17 protein-coding genes are annotated in these 15155 nt (G+C 69.3%); 5 read left to right on the top strand and 12 right to left on the bottom strand.

The annotated features are described in order from the left end of the window. Window positions 1–25 precede the first annotated feature (25 nt). Window positions 26–1396, bottom strand: a complete 1371-nt coding sequence (locus tag FHR19_RS10620) for a protein adenylyltransferase SelO family protein (RefSeq protein ID WP_184028043.1) — start codon at window positions 1394–1396, stop codon at window positions 26–28. A gap of 18 nt (window positions 1397–1414) precedes the next feature. On the opposite strand from FHR19_RS10620, the gene FHR19_RS10615 reads away from it, so the two are divergent. From FHR19_RS10615 to FHR19_RS10605, 3 genes are all read left to right on the top strand, one after another. Continuing rightward, complete coding sequence (locus FHR19_RS10615) at window positions 1415–2293, top strand: alpha/beta fold hydrolase (protein ID WP_184028041.1); 879 nt, start codon at window positions 1415–1417, stop codon at window positions 2291–2293. Next, complete coding sequence (locus tag FHR19_RS10610; protein WP_184028039.1) at window positions 2290–3420, top strand: glycosyltransferase; 1131 nt, start codon at window positions 2290–2292, stop codon at window positions 3418–3420. Before FHR19_RS10615 ends, FHR19_RS10610 begins: the two co-directional genes overlap by 4 nt. A gap of 67 nt (window positions 3421–3487) precedes the next feature. Then, the gene (locus FHR19_RS10605; protein WP_184028037.1) at window positions 3488–4891 is read left to right on the top strand and encodes an NAD(P)H-dependent flavin oxidoreductase; all 1404 of its coding nucleotides are present in this window, start codon (window positions 3488–3490) and stop codon (window positions 4889–4891) included. 44 nt (window positions 4892–4935) lie between these two features. On the opposite strand, the gene FHR19_RS10600 is transcribed toward FHR19_RS10605, so the two are convergent. The 5 genes from FHR19_RS10600 to FHR19_RS10580 all read right to left on the bottom strand — a co-directional run bounded on the left by FHR19_RS10600 (window position 4936) and on the right by FHR19_RS10580 (window position 7788). Beyond that, window positions 4936–5130: a hypothetical protein gene (locus FHR19_RS10600; RefSeq protein ID WP_184028035.1), complete on the bottom strand. Its 195-nt coding sequence runs from the start codon at window positions 5128–5130 to the stop codon at window positions 4936–4938. A 102-nt stretch (window positions 5131–5232) separates the two neighbouring features. Beyond that, window positions 5233–5943, bottom strand: a complete 711-nt coding sequence (locus FHR19_RS10595) for a ribonuclease T2 family protein (protein ID WP_184028033.1) — start codon at window positions 5941–5943, stop codon at window positions 5233–5235. Then, on the bottom strand, window positions 5940–6353 hold the full coding sequence (locus FHR19_RS10590; protein WP_184028031.1) for a hypothetical protein: 414 nt from the start codon (window positions 6351–6353) through the stop codon (window positions 5940–5942). Before FHR19_RS10590 ends, FHR19_RS10595 begins: the two co-directional genes overlap by 4 nt. 58 nt (window positions 6354–6411) lie before the next feature. Beyond that, the gene (gene nadC, locus FHR19_RS10585) at window positions 6412–7254 is read right to left on the bottom strand and encodes a carboxylating nicotinate-nucleotide diphosphorylase (RefSeq protein ID WP_184028029.1); all 843 of its coding nucleotides are present in this window, start codon (window positions 7252–7254) and stop codon (window positions 6412–6414) included. A gap of 42 nt (window positions 7255–7296) precedes the next feature. Further along, window positions 7297–7788 carry an SH3 domain-containing protein gene (locus FHR19_RS10580; protein WP_184028026.1) on the bottom strand — a complete coding sequence of 164 codons (492 nt, stop codon included), beginning with the start codon at window positions 7786–7788 and terminating at the stop codon, window positions 7297–7299. Window positions 7789–7884: 96 nt separating this feature from the next. Between FHR19_RS10580 and FHR19_RS10575 the strand changes: the two genes are divergently transcribed. After that, entirely contained in the window at window positions 7885–8892 is a 1008-nt protein-coding gene (locus FHR19_RS10575) for a 2-hydroxyacid dehydrogenase (RefSeq protein WP_184028024.1), read from the top strand. On the opposite strand, the gene FHR19_RS10570 is transcribed toward FHR19_RS10575, so the two are convergent. Then, complete coding sequence (locus FHR19_RS10570; protein WP_184028022.1) at window positions 8889–9299, bottom strand: TlpA family protein disulfide reductase; 411 nt, start codon at window positions 9297–9299, stop codon at window positions 8889–8891. The two genes, FHR19_RS10575 and FHR19_RS10570, sit on opposite strands and share 4 nt — an antisense overlap. Window positions 9300–9352: 53 nt before the next feature. Here FHR19_RS10570 and FHR19_RS10565 point away from each other — a divergent pair, with 53 nt between their 5' ends. Beyond that, the gene (locus FHR19_RS10565) at window positions 9353–11281 is read left to right on the top strand and encodes an energy transducer TonB (RefSeq protein ID WP_184028020.1); all 1929 of its coding nucleotides are present in this window, start codon (window positions 9353–9355) and stop codon (window positions 11279–11281) included. Here the strand turns inward: FHR19_RS10565 and FHR19_RS10560 are convergent. The 5 genes from FHR19_RS10560 to phoU all read right to left on the bottom strand — a co-directional run bounded on the left by FHR19_RS10560 (window position 11278) and on the right by phoU (window position 15143). Then, on the bottom strand, window positions 11278–11970 hold the full coding sequence (locus FHR19_RS10560; RefSeq protein WP_184028018.1) for a glutamine amidotransferase: 693 nt from the start codon (window positions 11968–11970) through the stop codon (window positions 11278–11280). The genes FHR19_RS10565 and FHR19_RS10560 overlap by 4 nt on opposite strands. 31 nt (window positions 11971–12001) lie before the next feature. Further along, on the bottom strand, window positions 12002–12898 hold the full coding sequence (locus FHR19_RS10555; protein ID WP_184028015.1) for an SDR family NAD(P)-dependent oxidoreductase: 897 nt from the start codon (window positions 12896–12898) through the stop codon (window positions 12002–12004). 267 nt (window positions 12899–13165) lie between these two features. Then, window positions 13166–13645, bottom strand: coding sequence for a hypothetical protein (locus FHR19_RS10550; protein ID WP_184028013.1), 480 nt, complete (start codon window positions 13643–13645; stop codon window positions 13166–13168). A 116-nt stretch (window positions 13646–13761) separates the two neighbouring features. Continuing rightward, window positions 13762–14454 (bottom strand): phosphate regulon transcriptional regulator PhoB, encoded by a 693-nt coding sequence (gene phoB, locus FHR19_RS10545; RefSeq protein ID WP_184028011.1) that lies wholly within the window; start codon window positions 14452–14454, stop codon window positions 13762–13764. A 14-nt stretch (window positions 14455–14468) separates the two neighbouring features. Next, complete coding sequence (phoU, locus tag FHR19_RS10540) at window positions 14469–15143, bottom strand: phosphate signaling complex protein PhoU (RefSeq protein WP_184028008.1); 675 nt, start codon at window positions 15141–15143, stop codon at window positions 14469–14471. Between the last annotated feature and the right edge of the window lie 12 nt (window positions 15144–15155).

Genomic DNA, 15155 nt, shown 5'->3' with positions numbered 1-15155 from the left:
AAGCGGTTGCAATTGCCACCCGTCCTCAGGTGAGCGCCTGTCCCATCGCGCGGACGGCCGCGACTTTGTTATACAGCGGCTGCCACTCATCGCGCTGGTCGATCGCGGACCAGAGCGTCTCGACCTCGTCGATCAGCATCGACACGGCCGGGCCGGCCCAGTGCGGATCGTCGCGGTCCTTGCGGGGGGCGTAGGCGGACAGGTGCTGGCGTGCCTCGGCGAAGGCGTCGCCATAGGACGCGGGGATCGCGCCGCCGAAGCTGTCGTGGAAAAGGGCGTCGATGCCCACGTTCTCCTCGCGCAGGCCGCGCTCGATCGCCTCGATCAACGGCTGGTCGTCCGCGCCGCGCGGCGTGACGCCAAGCCGCCATAGCATCGCACGCGCGACTGCCGCCTGATAGGCGTCGGGAAACCGCTCAAGCGCCTCGATCAGCGGCGGGGCGTCCGAAATCGCGCGCAGCGAGACGGCGAGTTGCATGACGTTCCAGTGAATCGCCTCGGGCTGGCGGGCGAAGGCGTAGAGGCCGGCATGGTCGAAATAGGCGGCGGTGAAGCCCGAATCCCAGGTTGGCGCGAACCGCCACGGGCCATAGTCGAAGCTCTCGCCCGAGATGTTGATGTTGTCGGTGTTGAGCACGCCGTGGACGAACCCGGCCGCCATGTACGATGCGGCCAGCGTCGCCGTCCGCTCGACGACATGGGCGAGCAGCCGGGCGGGCGCGTCGGGACCGGCATTCTCGCCGTAAAAATGGTGGAGGCAGTAGTCGGTCAGCGCAGCCATATTCTCCGCCTCGCGCAGATAGGCGAGGCGCTGGAACGTGCCGATGCGGATATGCCCGTGGCTGAGCCGCGTCAGCACCGCGCCGCGGGTGGGGGAAGGTTCGTCGTTTCGCTCCAGTGCCTCGCCCGTCTCGACGATCGAAAAGGTGCGGCTGGTAGGGACGCCGAGCGCTTGAAGCATCTCGGTCGCAAGCAGTTCACGCACCGCCCCTTTCAGCGTCAGGCGGCCATCGCCGAAGCGGCTCCACGGCGTCCGGCCCGATCCCTTGGTGCCGAGGTCCATCAACCGGCCGTCCCCGTCGCGGAGCTGGGCGTACAGGAAGCCGCGGCCGTCGCCGATCTCGGGATTGTACTGGCGGAACTGATGGCCGTGATAGCGCAGTGCCAGCGGCTGGGAGAGGCTGCCGGGCAGTGCCTCGAACCGGGCGAAGCGGGTGAGCCATTCGTCATCGGCGAGCGTGTCCAGCCCGACCTCCGCCGCCGCGCGGTCGTTGCGCCAGCGCAGGATCGACTGCGGAAAACGCGCGGGCTCCACGCGATCGTAAAAGGCGTCGCCCAGCGCCTCGATCGCGCGTTCGGGGCGGGGCAGGATCGACGCTTGCGGGAAATCGGCCATGCGGCGATATGGGTGCCAATGGCCGTGACCCGCAACCCGACCGCCTTTTCCGACGGCTATTGGTGGTCGGGGGACGGCGTCCGCCTTCACTATCGCGACTATCCGGGGCCGACGGACCGGCCGCCGATCCTGTGCCTGCCCGGCCTGACCCGCAACGCACGCGACTTCGAGGCGGTCGCGGCGCGCCTCTCCCCCGCCTGGCGGGTGATCGCGGTCGACCTGCGCGGACGCGGCGAGAGCGGGTACGCCAAGGACCCGATGACCTATGTGCCGCTCACCTATCTGCAGGATGTGGAGCGGCTGGTCGACGAGCTGAAGCTCGACCGGATCGTCGCGTTCGGCACGTCGCTGGGCGGCATCCTGACGATGCTGCTGGCGGGCACCGGGCGCCCGCCGCTTGCCGCCGCGCTCCTTAACGACGTGGGGCCGGAGCTGGAGGCGGCGGGGCTGGCGCGCATCCGCGGCTATGTCGGCAAGCCCGCGCAATATCCGACCTGGATGCACGCCGCGCGTGCGATGGCCGAGGCGAATGGCGAGGTCTATCCGGGCTATGGGATCGAGGACTGGCTGGGCATGGCCAAGCGGCTGCACCGGCTGACCTCGGCAGGGCGGATCGTCCTCGACTACGACATGAAGATCGCCGAGCCGTTCCGCGTGCCGGGGAACGAGGCAGGCGTCGACATGTGGGGCGCATTCGACGCGCTGGCGGCGACGCCGACGCTGATCGTGCGCGGTGATCGTTCGGATATTCTCGCCGCCGACGTGGCGGACCGCATGGCCGCGCGGATCGCGGGCGCGGAACTGGTGACGGTGGCGAATACCGGCCATGCCCCGACGCTGGACGAGGCGGCGGTGGAGGCGGCGATCGACCGGCTGCTCTCGCGCGTGACCGCGTGACCGTCAACATCCTCCACCTCCACTCGAGCTTCGACCTTGGCGGCAAGGAAGCGCGCGCGGTCCGGCTGATGAACGCCTTTGGCAAGCGGGCGCGGCATACCATCGTCTCGGGCGTCGAGGGCGCATACGGCGCACGCGCCGCGATCGCCAAAGGCATCGCGTACGAGATCGCGCAGGACCCGCCGCCGCTGACCGGCAAGCCGTCGGTCGCGCGGTACGAGGCGATCGCGCGCTACATGCAGAGGTTCGACCTCGTCCTCACCTATAACTGGGGGGCGGTCGACGGGGTGATGGCGGCGCGCGTGTTCGCCAAGGGCGCGCCGCCGATCGTGCATCATGAGGACGGGTTCAACGCCGACGAGGCGGACGGGCTGAAGCGGACGCGCAATTACTACCGCCGGCTGGCGCTGGGCGCGGCGCACGGGCTGGTCGTACCGTCCGAGCGGCTGGAGCAGATCGCGCTGACCGCGTGGAAGCAGCCGGCGGGGCGGGTGCATCGCATCTCGAACGGCATTCCGACGCGGCTCTACGCCGGGCGGCCCGATCCGAAGGCGATCCCGGGCTTCGCAAAGGGGAAGGAGCCCGTCGTCGGCACGCTGGCGGGACTGCGCGCGGTCAAGGACCTGCCGCTGATGGTGCGCAGCGTCGGCGGCGTGCCGCAGAACGTCCGGCTCGTCATCGTCGGCGAGGGGCCGGAGCGGCAGTCGATCGAGAACCAGGCGGCGGCGATGTTCATGGGCGATCGCGTGCACCTGCCCGGCTTCCTCGCCGATCCGAACCGCTATATCGGCCTTTTCGACGTGTTCATGCTGACCAGCCTCAGCGAGCAGCAACCGATTTCGGTGATGGAGGCGATGGCGGCGGGGCTGCCCGTCGTCGCACCGCGCGTCGGCGATATTGCGTCGATGGTCGCGCCAGAGAATCTGCCTTTCCTCGCCGACCGGCGGACCGAGGTGGAGCTTCGCGACCGGCTGGTACCGCTAATCGCGGACCCGGCGCTGCGCGCTTCGGTCGGGGCCGCGAACCGCGCGCGGGCCGCTGCAATGTTCGACGAGGATGCGATGATCGCGGCATACGCGCGCCTTTATGAAGGTGCGATGCGACGGCCGGGTGTGTTACAGCCTTAATCATTGCTCGCGCGCATCGACGAATGACGCTAGCGCGAGGCGCATCAAATCCTATCCGGAGGAAAGCTTGTTCAAGGGTCTGTCACCCATTCGCTACAACGGCCAGGAAGTCTGGCCGCTGATCGAGGGGGGTAAGGGTGTCGCCGCCACCAACCACGCGTCGGCCGGCGCCTGGGCCGCGGCGGGCGGCATCGGTACCGTGAGCGCGGTCAATGCCGACAGCTACGATGCCGAAGGCAAGATCATTCCCCAGATTTATCATGCCCTGACGCGCCGCCAGCGGCACGAGGAGCTGATCGACTATGCGATCGAGGGCGCGGTCCAGCAGGTCAAGCGCGCGTACGAGATCGCCGGCGGCAAGGGCGCGATCAACATCAACGTCCTGTGGGAAATGGGGGGCGCGCAGCGGATCCTGCACGGCGTGCTCGAGCGGACGCGCGGCATGGTGGCGGGCGTCACCTGCGGTGCGGGCATGCCCTACAAGCTGTCCGAGATCGCCGCCTCCTATGGCGTGCATTACCTGCCGATCGTGAGTTCGGGCCGGGCGTTCCGCGCGCTGTGGAAGCGCGCCTATTCGAAGGCCAGCGAGTGGCTGGCGGCGGTCGTCTATGAGGATCCGTGGCTCGCGGGCGGGCATAACGGCCTGTCCAATGCGGAGGACCCGCTGGCGCCGCAGGACCCCTATCCGCGCGTCAAGGCGTTGCGCGACGTGATGCGCGAGGGCGGCATTTCGGACGAGGTGCCGATCGTGATGGCGGGCGGCGTCTGGCACTTGCGCGACTGGAACGACTGGATCGACAATCCCGAACTCGGAGCGATCGCCTTCCAGTTCGGCACGCGGCCACTGCTGACGCAGGAAAGCCCGATCCCGCATGAGTGGAAGGCAAGGCTGATGGAGCTGGAGCCCGGCGACGTGCTGCTCCACCGTTTCTCGCCTACCGGCTTCTATTCGTCGGCGGTGCGCAACCCGTTCCTGCGTGCGCTCGAGGCGCGTTCAGAGCGGCAGATTCCGTTCTCGACGCAGGAAGCGGGCGACCACGTCTTCCAGCTCGACGTAGGCGTGAAGGGAAAGAATTTCTGGGTGACGCGCGGCGACCTGCTGCGCGCGCGCGAGTGGTTCGGGCTCGGCTATACCGACGCGCTTAAGACGCCGGACAACACGCTCGTCTTCGTGACGCCGCCCGAGAAGCAGGAAATTCGCAAGGATCAGGCCGACTGCATGGGCTGCCTGTCGCAATGCGCCTTCTCGAGCTGGGCGGATACCGAGACCAACTCGACCGGGCGCCTCGCCGATCCGCGCAGCTTCTGCATCCAGAAGACGCTTCAGGACATCGCCCATGGCGGGCCGGTGGACCAGAACCTGATGTTCGCCGGCCACGCAGCGTACAAGTTCAAGCAGGACCCCTTTTATTCGAACGGGTTCGTGCCGAGCGTGAAGCAGCTCGTCGACCGTATCCTGACGGGCGACTGATCGGGCGCGGGGCGGGCCGTCGCGGCTCGCCCCGCACCCATCGCTCAGTCGTCGGCGACGGTGCCGACGACCGCGCCGCCGACGCCGCCCACGGCCGCACCCTTTTCGACATCGCCGCCGCTGGCTGCGGCAATTCCGGCGCCGCCCGCGCCGCCGATCGCTGCGCCGCGCAGCGTCGAGCACGCGCCGAGGCTGCCGGCCGCGGCGACGATCAAAGTGGTGGCAAGAAGCTTGCGCATGGGATTCTCCTGTTGATGTAGATCAACGGAGATACGCATTCGGCGAGGGGCTCGTTCCGGGCGACGCGCGCCAGAAACGAACGATAACAAACGCTTGCGAAACTATCGCCCGCGCCAGATACGCAGCCGCTCGCTGGTCCGACGTCCGCCCTGATGCGCGGGGCAGCGCGTATAGCCGAAGCGGGTGTCGAGGCAGATCCACACCTCGTCCAGCCAGCCCTGACGGTCAGCGGTGACACGCAGCCCCGAGGGCGACAGGCCCGGATTGGCGCGCGCGAACGCCTGCGCGAACTGCCCCACGGTCAGCCCGCGGCGGCGCGACAACGCGTCCATGTCGGGATAGCGCAGCTTGCCGTAGAGGCGCGTCGACTGTCCGAAATAGGCCGCGGGCGCGATGCCCATGCAGGTGCCGTGCTTGGCATATTCGTGCTGGAGCAGCTGTACCGACGGTGTCGAACACAGGTTGGCGCGGATCACCTCGCGCGAAAGTGCGGGGGCGGGACGGCAATATTGTGGCCATTCCTTGCCCCGCCCGTCGGGCCACAGGCCGTGCAGCGTGAAGCCGAACCCGTTGCCGCCGCCGCACTGAAGCTGCGAATTGGGCCGGTCGCCCGCGGTCTTGCAAAATTGCGGGCTCCAGCTGATCGCCAGCGTGTAGCTGCCGATTGGCAGAATGCGCCGCGGCTCGCGCACCGTCGGCCCCTCGACCCGCGGGTCGGGCAGCGATTGCGGGATCGCGCAGCGATAGGCCTGGGCCGAGGCGGCGGCGGGCAGCGCCCCGACGACGGCGGCGAGCGTGAGCGCCAGCTTCATTCGAACGTCTCGCCCAGATCGTCGATGCGCGAGCCGCGGAACCACGCGCTGGCGTCGGGGCGATAGAGGAAGACGATCGAGACGGTCTGGAGCAGCCAGTTCACCGCGCCGAGCAGGCCGGCGACCCCCGGCGGATACGACCCCGTCGCGACCGAGAAGACGAGCGAGGCGATGCCGAGGACGAACAGGATCGTCAGGATGATCCGCGCGGCGTTGCTCGCCCGGCGCGCGGTGAACCACCAGAGCGCGAGGTTCAGGCCGATCCCAACCGCGATCGATCCGATGAGAAAGGCCGGCGAGATCGCCTGCCCGGTGGTCAGGCTGCCGAACAACAGGACGGAGTTGACGAGTCCGACGACGATGGACGCCAGGAACAGGCGTTCGAACATGATGATCGATTGTGGGCGCATGGTCCCGAATCCCCCTTCGTTTCGGAAACGATAGCCGCCCGGCCGGCCCCGCGAAAGCTCAGGCTGGCGCGAGGTCGAGGCCGATGTCGGCGGCGGGCGCCGACTGGGTCAGCCGCCCGACGCTGATGAAATCGACGCCCGTTTCGGCAATCGCGCGGATGGTGTCGAGGCGGACGCCGCCCGACGCCTCGGTCGCGGCGCGGCCGGCGACGAGCGCCACGGCCTCGCGCAGAATCGGCGGCGCCATGTTGTCGAGGAGCAGGTGCGTCGCGCCCGCGCCGATCGCCGGCTCGATCTGGTCGACGCGGTCGACCTCGACGATGATGCGCGGGATTCCGGCAGCGACGGCGCGCGCGGTCGCCGCCTCGACCGATCCCGCCACGGCGACGTGATTGTCCTTTATCATGGCGGCATCCCACAGGCCCATGCGGTGGTTGGTCGCGCCGCCCATTCGCGTCGCATATTTCTCGATCACGCGAAGCCCCGGCAGCGTCTTTCGCGTGTCGAGCAGCGTCGCGCCGGTGCCGGCGATCGCATCGACATATTGCCGCGTCATCGTCGCAATGCCCGACAGGTGCTGGACGGTGTTGAGCGCCGACCGCTCCGCCGTGAGCAGCGCGCGCGCCTTGCCCGACAAGCGCATCAGGTCGGTGCCCGCGGGCACGACCGCACCCTCCGCGACGAGTGTCTCGATGCGGACATCGGGGTCGAGATGGCGGAAGAACGCCTCGGCCAGCGGCAGGCCGGCGACGACGATCGCGTCGCGGCTGTCCATCACCCCGTCGAAGCGCGCCTCGGCGGGGATCACGGCGGCGGAAGTGACGTCGCCGCCCGGCCCCAGATCCTCGGCAAGGGTCGCCGCGACGAAGGCGGCGAGGTCGAAATGGTCGAGCGTGAACATGGCCACTCGCTTAGGCGGCGGGCGGTTCGGCGGCAACGGCGTTCAGTCGAGATCCTCGTCCGGGGCGACGCCCCACAGGCTCGCCGCCTCGACGAAGCCGCCGCGACCCTTCACGTCGATATAGCACCAGCCGCGCGCGCAGCGGCTGACGCGCCCAACGACGCCAGGCGCCGCCCGCCACACCACGCGGGCTGAGGCGGAGGGGCTGTCGCGCAACGGCGCGACGCCGTTCTGGACGAAGGCGGTGCGCGTGTCGCTGAGCAGGCCGACCTGCATCCAGCCCTGTGTGCCGCCCGGGTCCTCGACCTTTCGCCAGTCGCGATAGATGTCGACGACCTTGATCGGCAGGTCGGGGCGCACATAGAGCCAGCTTGCCGGATAGTTGCGCCCCGGCCCCGTGCGCATCCGCGCCTTTGCCGCGGCGATCGAGGCGAAATAGGGCGGCTTGCGCGTCTGCGCCTCGAGCGCGGTCATGCCGACGGCGGCGATTGCCACGGCGGCTATGCCGGCGGTCAAACGGGGTACGCGCTGCATCGACTTGTCCTGTTGCCCTTTCGGATGCCCTAACGCGAAGCCGGCCCCCGCATCAATGGCGTTGACGGACCCGGCGGGCCGCGCCAAGCCCGGCGAATGGCCGATCCCGCTCGCCCGCCGCGCCCCCGTCGCCCCCGCGTGATCGTCACGCGGCGGCTGCCTGATCCGGTGATCGAGCGGATGGGCGAGCTGTTCGAGCTTGTTCCGAACCTGGACGATCATGCCTTCACCCGCGACGAACTCGCCACCGCGATGGCGGATTGCGACGTGCTGGTCCCGACCGTCACCGACCACGTGGATGCCGATCTGATCGCGGGGTCGGGGGAGCGGTTGCGCCTGATCGCCAATTACGGGGCGGGGGTGAACCATATCGACCTGAAAGCGGCGCGCGCCTGCGGCATCGTCGTCACCAACACGCCGGGCGTCCTGACCGAGGATACCGCCGACATGACGATGGCGCTGATCCTGTCGGTGCCGCGTCGCCTGGCCGAAGGCGAAAAGCTCGTCCGGTCGGGCCAGTGGACGGGGTGGAGCCCGTGCGCGATGCTGGGCCACCGGATCGGCGGCAAGGCACTGGGCATCGTCGGCATGGGCCGCATCGGCCAGGCGGTGGCGGCGCGGGCGCGGGCGTTCGGGCTGACCATCCATTATCACAATCGCAACCGCCTGCCCGCGGTGCTGGAGGCGCAGCTGGGCGCGACTTGGCATGCCGAGCTGGACGCGATGCTGACGGCGATCGACATCCTGACAATTCACACGCCGCGCAATGCCGATAGTGAGGGGCTGATCGACCGGCGGCGGATCGGGTTGCTCGGGCCTCACGTCTATCTCATCAACGCCTCGCGCGGGGGGATCGTCGACGAGGAGGCGCTGGTCGAGGCGCTGGAGGGCGGGCGGCTCGCCGGCGCCGGCCTCGACGTGTGGCAGTTCGAGCCGGCGATCGACCCGCGGCTGCTGGCGCTGCCCAATGTCGTCATGACGCCGCACATGGGATCGGCGACGATGGAGGGGCGCGTCGCTTCGGGCGAAAAGGTGATCGCCAACATCCGAGTCTGGTCCGACGGGCACCGCCCGCCCGACCAGGTGCTCGACGGCTTGCGCTAACCCGCGCAGCGGCGGCGCATCGTCCGCACCGCCTCCACATCCAGCGCGCGGGCATGGTCGGCGCAGATGCGGCCGTTCGCATCGGTCATCACGCTATAGGGCAGCGCCGGCGTGCGGCTGGCCAGTGCCGCGACGATCGCGCTCGACGCCGTGACACGCGCCGGATCGACTCGCGCAAGCATCCGCTTGGTGGCGGGGCGCCCGTCATAGGGAACGACCCGGACGACGACATGCCCCGCAGCCGCCTGTAGTTCGTCCAGTCGAGCCACCTCGCCGTGGCAGGGCACGCACCAGGACGCAACGAGTAGGAGGATACTGTCCGGCGGCAGCGGTCCGGCGGCCGCCACCGGCGCGGTCGCCAGCGGTGCGGCGAAAAGCGGGGCCAACCGGCGGGAAAGCATGGACATTCGCATGACGCTTTGATCTCTTGCCCGCGGGAGAGGCGTGGGGAGTTCTAGTAATGTTTAGCGTGGTGATCGTCGGCGCGGCAATAGTTGCGCCGCAATCGGCGCAGGCCGCCTTCGACGCGGCGACCAAGGCGGCGGAAGCGGGCCGATGCGAGGAGGCGATCGCCGCGTTCGACCGAATCGCGGCCGGCCCGGCGGGGCGGAACAAGACCGTCGCCGCCGCCATCGCCGTTCGCCGGGGCCAGTGCCTGCGCGCGCTGGACCGCGAGGAGGAGGCCGAGCGGTCGCTGCGCGCCGGAGTCGGGGTGCTGGAGGGGATGCCGGGCAGCTTTCGCGGCGAGGCGCGCGACGCCTATCTCGCGCTCTCGCAGATCGGCACCGCGGCCCTCAACTACGATCAGGCGCTTGGCGATGTCGAGAAAGCGCTGGCGCTGTCGGAGGGCAAGGAGCGGATCGTCCCGCTGCAGATGCGCTCCCGGCTGCGGCGGTTCGACGGCGACGGTGCCGCGATCCGCGATGCGGACGAGGCGCTGGCGATGCTGCCCGCCGATGCGTCCAAATCCGACCTCGCCAACGCCCAGACCTTTGCCGGCCGCGCCTATGTCGCCGCGGGCCGCGTGGCCGAGGGGGGCGCGCTGCTTCGCAAGGCGCTTGTCAACAATGGCGGCCTGACGCTGAAGTCGAGCCTGACGGATATCGCCGCCCGCTACGACCTGGCGCAGGTCGCGTTGATGCAGAAGCAGATGGACGCCGCGCGCGAGTATCTGGTCTACACCGGCGCCGGGCGGATCAGCGAAACCCCCTTCGCCAGCGCCCGATCGATCGAGGCACCGACCTGCGGGACGGTGCCGGGCCTGACGCCGGACAGCTATGCGGTGGTCGAGTTCTCGCTGAACGATGGCGGCGCGGTCGTGAGCGCGCAGCCGATCTTCGTCCAGGGCAATCGCGAGGTGGCGCTCGCCTATGCCCGCGCGGTGCGCGAATGGTCGTGGGCGCCCGAGGATGCGGCGAAGATCCCCGCCTTCTACCGGGCGCTGACCCGCGTCGAGGTCCGCTGCTCGCGCGGGGGCGAGGCGGTCGACCTGACGCAGCCGCTGGCACTTGCCGCCGATGCCTGGTTCGAGACGAAGGGTGTGCAGAGCTTCCCCGCCGAGACGGCGGCCGCCGGCCTGCCGCGCCTGCGCCAGGCGGTGACGGCGAACGATCCCGCTGCATTGCGCGCCGCGATCGTCCTCGCGCGGTCGCCATTGATTGGCGACGGCGAGCGCGAGGCGTCGGCCGACCGGGCCGTCGCCCTGGCCACCAGCCTGACCGCGCCGCAAGCGCTGCGGACCTATGCGTCGATGCTGCGTGCGGAAGCGGTGCGGTGGCCGGACCGGACCGGCTATCGCGAGCAGGTCGGGGCGCTGGAACGCCTGTCGGTCGATCCCGGCGTTGCCGCCGACGCGCTGAGCCACGCGACCGTTCAATTGCGCGCCGCCGAACTCCGCCGGAAGCTCGCCGGGAAGCAGGGCGCCGATCCGGCGATCGATGCGATGTTCGCGGCCGTTGCCGACACGAAGGCGCTGCCCGAAGGTCACCCGATCAGGGCACGGGCACTGCTCGACCTGGCCAATGCCGCGGCGGCACGAGGGGATTATGATGCCGCGCAAAAGGCATTCGCCCGCACCGGGCTCGACGAGCAACAATGCGCGCTGGTGGGAGCGAAGCCTGACATGCGTCGAAGCGGCGCGTCGTCGGACCTCTATCCGATGGAACTGGTGCGCCTGGGGTTCGGCGGGTGGACGCGGGTCGAGTTCGACATCGCCGCAGACGGGCGGACCGCCGGGCAACGCACGATCCTGTCCTATCCCCCCTTCCTGTTCGGCGATGCCGCCAAGCGGATGATTGCGGCGACCCGCTACGCGCCGAGCTATCGGCCGGGGCAGGGCGTCGCCTGTGCCGCCAATGCGCAGAACTTCGTCTTCATGACCCCGAACTAAAGCCCCGCCAGCCACTCGCCGACGACCGCCCGGCCCGCCGCCACCGCGCGCGGGCCGTGTGCGTCGTGCGCCTCGCGCATCGCCGCGGGATGCGTGCCGGCGAGCGCCAGATAGGCCTCGTCCTCCAGCCATTCCTCGAACCGGGCATCCTCGCCCATCTCCGGATGGCATTGGAGCGCGAGGAGTTCGGCGCCGCGCCGGTACGCCTGATGCGCGTAATGGTCGCTGGAGGCGAGCAATTCGACGCCGTCCGGCAGGTCGAACGTGTCGCCGTGCCAGTGGAGGACAGGCACGTCGGCGAGATGGCGAACGGGCGACTGCTGCCCCGCCGGATTGATCGCGATCGGTGCGAAGCCGACTTCCTTGACCGGCCCCGGATAGACGCGCGAGCCAAGCGCCGCGGCGATCATCTGCGCGCCCAGACAGACCCCGAGAACGGGCAGGTGGCGATCGAGCCGCCCTGCCAGCGCCGCCACCTCGCGGTCGATCCAGGGGTGCGCCTCGCGCTCGTAGACGCCCATCGGGCCACCCATCAGCACCACGAGGTCGGGCGACAGGAAGTCGGTCGCGCCGAACGATGGATCGGTCACGTCGACGCGGTCAATGACATAGCCCGCGTCCTCGACGGGCTGGCGGAAGCCGGCGATCCCCTCATAGGGAGTGTGCCGGATGACGAGCGCACGCTTCATGGGCGACAGGCTAACCCGTCACCTGCGCCGATCAAGCCGTCAGCAGGCGTAGAATTGCTTGGGCTTGCTCCATCCCCGATTGGGGCACCCGCTCGCGCGAGCGGTCGGTAATCGCGGCCCAGTTGGCTGCCACCCCTTCTGGCGAGAGGTCGTCGCCGTGCAGTGCGACCCCTTCGGTCAGGGTGACATAGGCAGCCTGGAAGACGCCGGCGCCCGCACCGACGATCATGTTCGAGGGAGCATCCTTGCTCACCAGATACAGCGCGGCGGGGGCGACGCTTTCGGGGGTGAAGCGGGCGAACGCCTCTGCGGGGAAGATATCCTCGGTCATGCGGGTGCCGGCGGTGGGGGCGATCGTGTTGACGTGGATGCCGTATTTCGCCCCCTCCAGATGGAGCGTGCGGGCAAGGCCGACGATGCCGAGTTTGGCGGCCCCGTAATTCGCCTGGCCGAAATTGCCGTAGAGCCCGCTCGACGAGGCTGTCATCAGGATGCGGCCGTACCGCTGGAAGCGCATCGTCTCCCACACCGCCTTGGTCACGATCGCCGAACCGAGCAGGTGCACGCGCAGCACGAACTCGAAATCGGCGGGCGACATGTTGACGAAGCTCTTGTCGCGTAGGACGCCGGCATTGTTGATGAGGATATCGACGCTGCCGAACTGGTCGCGCGCACCCTCGACCATCCGCGTCATCGCGTCGAAGTCGGTGACGTCGCCGCCATCGGCGATGGCGGTGCCGCCGGCGCTGCGGATCTCCTCGACCACGGCCTCGGCTGCGGCGGAGGCGCCCAATCCGTCGCGCGCGGCGCCCAGGTCGTTGACGACGACGTTCGCGCCCCGCCGCGCGAGCTCGAGCGCATAGGCGCGGCCGAGCCCGCCGCCGGCCCCGGTGACGATCGCGGTGCGTCCGTCGAAGCGGATGGTCATAGCAGTTTCCCTTGTTACGGTTTCGGGCTGCACGGTGTCGCGAGCGGACGGGCGTTGCAAGGGAGAAGGTCGCGGCCCTGCTCGTCATCCCAGCGAAACCTGGGATCGCCCGCTTGGATTGCGCGCCTCAGCCGCAAGCGATCCCAGCCTTCGCTGGGATGACGCGATGGCGGGGCGGTCTGGAGCAGGGGCGGCGGGGCCGTGAAGGGCAAACGAAAAGGGCCCCGGCGAATGCCGAGGCCCCATCGTCAGTGGATCGGGAGCCGATCAGCCGCCGCGCTGGCGGCAGCCGTCGGTCTGGCCCTTCTTGCAGATCGGATATTCAGCCTTGGGCGCCGGCGGCGGGAAGGCCTGGCTCGGCGACATCGACGGCTGAACGCGGACGGTCGCGCCCGGCTGGACGGGGCCCGCCAGCGGCGGGGTCGACGGCATGTAGCCGCCCTTGGTCTCGGTGCCACCGGTGGCGCCCATCGGGGCCTGCTGCATCGGCTGGCCCGCCATTGGCGCCTGCTGCTGCATGGCCGGGTCCGCAGCCGGGGCGGCGGGAGCAGCCGGATCCTGCATCGGCTGGTCGGTCGCGGGCGCGGTCGCGGCGGGGGCGTTCGGGTCGCTCGGCGGTGTGTTCGCGTCGGGCTGCATCGTGCCCGGCTGGGTCATGCCCGGCTGCGCCGTCTGCGGGGTTTCCTGCGCATAGGCAGCGGTGGCGGTGGCGATCGCCAGCGCCGCGGTCATTGCGATGAGCTTCATAAAACTCTCCTCGTACCAAACGCGCTGGTCGCGCGCGTCGGGCCGATGAACGCCCGGCGCGAGGAAGGTTTCCTTTGTTTCGATGCCGATTCAGCTTTCGCCCGGTTTGATACCGATCAATTCCCCGAATCGAGCGCATAGCCCGCCGAGCGGACGGTGCGGATGATATCGGGCTTGTCGCCGACGTTGATCGCCTTGCGCAGGCGGCGGATATGCACGTCAACGGTCCGGCTCTCGATATCGCTGTCATGGCCCCATACTGCGTCGAGCAGCCGCTCGCGCGAGAACACCCAACCCGGATGCTCCAGGAAATGCTTGAGCAGCCGGAACTCGGTCGGGCCGAGCGGCACGACCTCGCCGCCCCGGCGCACCTTGTGGCCGACCGTATCCATCTCGATATCCGAATAGGTGAGCTGCTCGCCTGCCAGCGCGGGGCGCACGCGGCGCAGCACCGCGCCGACGCGCGCGACGAGTTCGCGTGGGCTGAACGGCTTGGTCACGTAATCGTCGGCGCCGGTCTCCAGCCCGCGGACGCGGTCTTCCTCCTCGCCGCGCGCGGTCAGCATGATGATCGGCACGTTCGCCGTCTCCGGCATCCGGCGCAGGCGGCGGCAGACCTCGATCCCCGACAGCCCTTCGACCATCCAGTCGAGCAGGACGATATCGGGCGTCGCTTCCTTCGCCAGCAGCAGTGCCTCCTCGCCGTCGGGGGTCTGCTTGACCTCGAAATCCTCGCGCTTGAAATGCCAGGCGAGCAGTTCGGCGAGCGCAGCGTCGTCCTCGACCAGCAGCATCTTTACCCGTGCCATCGTCGTCGTCCCTTTCAGCTTGCTCGTTCGCGTTCGACCATCCGCTCGCCCGTGGCGGCGTAATGGACCATCTCGGCCAGGTTGGTCGCCTGGTCGCCGATGCGCTCGAGGTTTTTGGCGATGAAGAGCAGGTGCGCGGCCTGGCTGATGGACTTGGGATTTTCCATCATGAAGGTGACGAGCGCCCGGAAGATCGAATTGTAGAGGTCGTCGACCGCGCGGTCGCGCTCGCACACGCGCCGCGCCGCCTCCACATCGCGGGCGGCGAACGCGTCGAGCACGTCGTGCAGCATCTCGCCCGCGACGCTGGCCATCGCAGGCAGCACCGACATGGGTTCGATGCGGACGCTGGTGTCGATCTCGCTCACGCGCTTGGCGATGTTCTTGGCATGGTCGGCGACGCGCTCGAGCGTGTTGGCGAACTTCATGCCGGTCAGCACCTCGCGAAGGTCGTCGGCCATCGGTGCGCGCAGCGCGATGAGCTGGACGGCGAGGCCCTCGACCTCCTCCTCCAGCACATCGATGCGGCGATCGCCCTCGACCACGCGCGCGGCGGCGGTGAGGTCGCCGCGCACTAGTGCTGCCACTGCCTGCTCGATCGCCTGTTCGGCGAGCCCGCCCATCTGCGCGACGAGGCCGCGCAGCTGCCCGAGTTCATTGTCGAAAACCTTGACCGTATGTTCGTTCATTGCGGTTCCTGA

Origin of the sequence: Sphingomonas yantingensis, assembly GCF_014199325.1 — a bacterium.
Classification (GTDB): domain Bacteria; phylum Pseudomonadota; class Alphaproteobacteria; order Sphingomonadales; family Sphingomonadaceae; genus Sphingomonas; species Sphingomonas yantingensis.
Note: the sequence above shows the minus strand (reverse complement) of the source record. Positions and strands in the feature narration are given on the sequence as shown.

Bases quoted from the DNA above. Each gene is read 5' to 3' on its own strand.
- FHR19_RS10620 (WP_184028043.1), bottom strand. From the start codon at position 1,396: ATGGCCGATTTCCCGCAAGCGTCGATCCTGCCCCGCCCCGAACGCGCG.
- FHR19_RS10615 (WP_184028041.1), top strand. From the start codon at position 1,415: ATGGCCGTGACCCGCAACCCGACCGCCTTTTCCGACGGCTATTGGTGG.
- FHR19_RS10600 (WP_184028035.1), bottom strand. From the start codon at position 5,130: ATGCGCAAGCTTCTTGCCACCACTTTGATCGTCGCCGCGGCCGGCAGC.
- FHR19_RS10595 (WP_184028033.1), bottom strand. From the start codon at position 5,943: ATGAAGCTGGCGCTCACGCTCGCCGCCGTCGTCGGGGCGCTGCCCGCC.
- FHR19_RS10590 (WP_184028031.1), bottom strand. From the start codon at position 6,353: ATGCGCCCACAATCGATCATCATGTTCGAACGCCTGTTCCTGGCGTCC.
- nadC (WP_184028029.1), bottom strand. From the start codon at position 7,254: ATGTTCACGCTCGACCATTTCGACCTCGCCGCCTTCGTCGCGGCGACC.
- FHR19_RS10580 (WP_184028026.1), bottom strand. From the start codon at position 7,788: ATGCAGCGCGTACCCCGTTTGACCGCCGGCATAGCCGCCGTGGCAATC.
- FHR19_RS10575 (WP_184028024.1), top strand. From the start codon at position 7,885: ATGGCCGATCCCGCTCGCCCGCCGCGCCCCCGTCGCCCCCGCGTGATC.
- FHR19_RS10570 (WP_184028022.1), bottom strand. From the start codon at position 9,299: ATGTCCATGCTTTCCCGCCGGTTGGCCCCGCTTTTCGCCGCACCGCTG.
- FHR19_RS10565 (WP_184028020.1), top strand. From the start codon at position 9,353: ATGTTTAGCGTGGTGATCGTCGGCGCGGCAATAGTTGCGCCGCAATCG.
- FHR19_RS10560 (WP_184028018.1), bottom strand. From the start codon at position 11,970: ATGAAGCGTGCGCTCGTCATCCGGCACACTCCCTATGAGGGGATCGCC.
- FHR19_RS10555 (WP_184028015.1), bottom strand. From the start codon at position 12,898: ATGACCATCCGCTTCGACGGACGCACCGCGATCGTCACCGGGGCCGGC.
- FHR19_RS10550 (WP_184028013.1), bottom strand. From the start codon at position 13,645: ATGAAGCTCATCGCAATGACCGCGGCGCTGGCGATCGCCACCGCCACC.
- phoB (WP_184028011.1), bottom strand. From the start codon at position 14,454: ATGGCACGGGTAAAGATGCTGCTGGTCGAGGACGACGCTGCGCTCGCC.
- phoU (WP_184028008.1), bottom strand. From the start codon at position 15,143: ATGAACGAACATACGGTCAAGGTTTTCGACAATGAACTCGGGCAGCTG.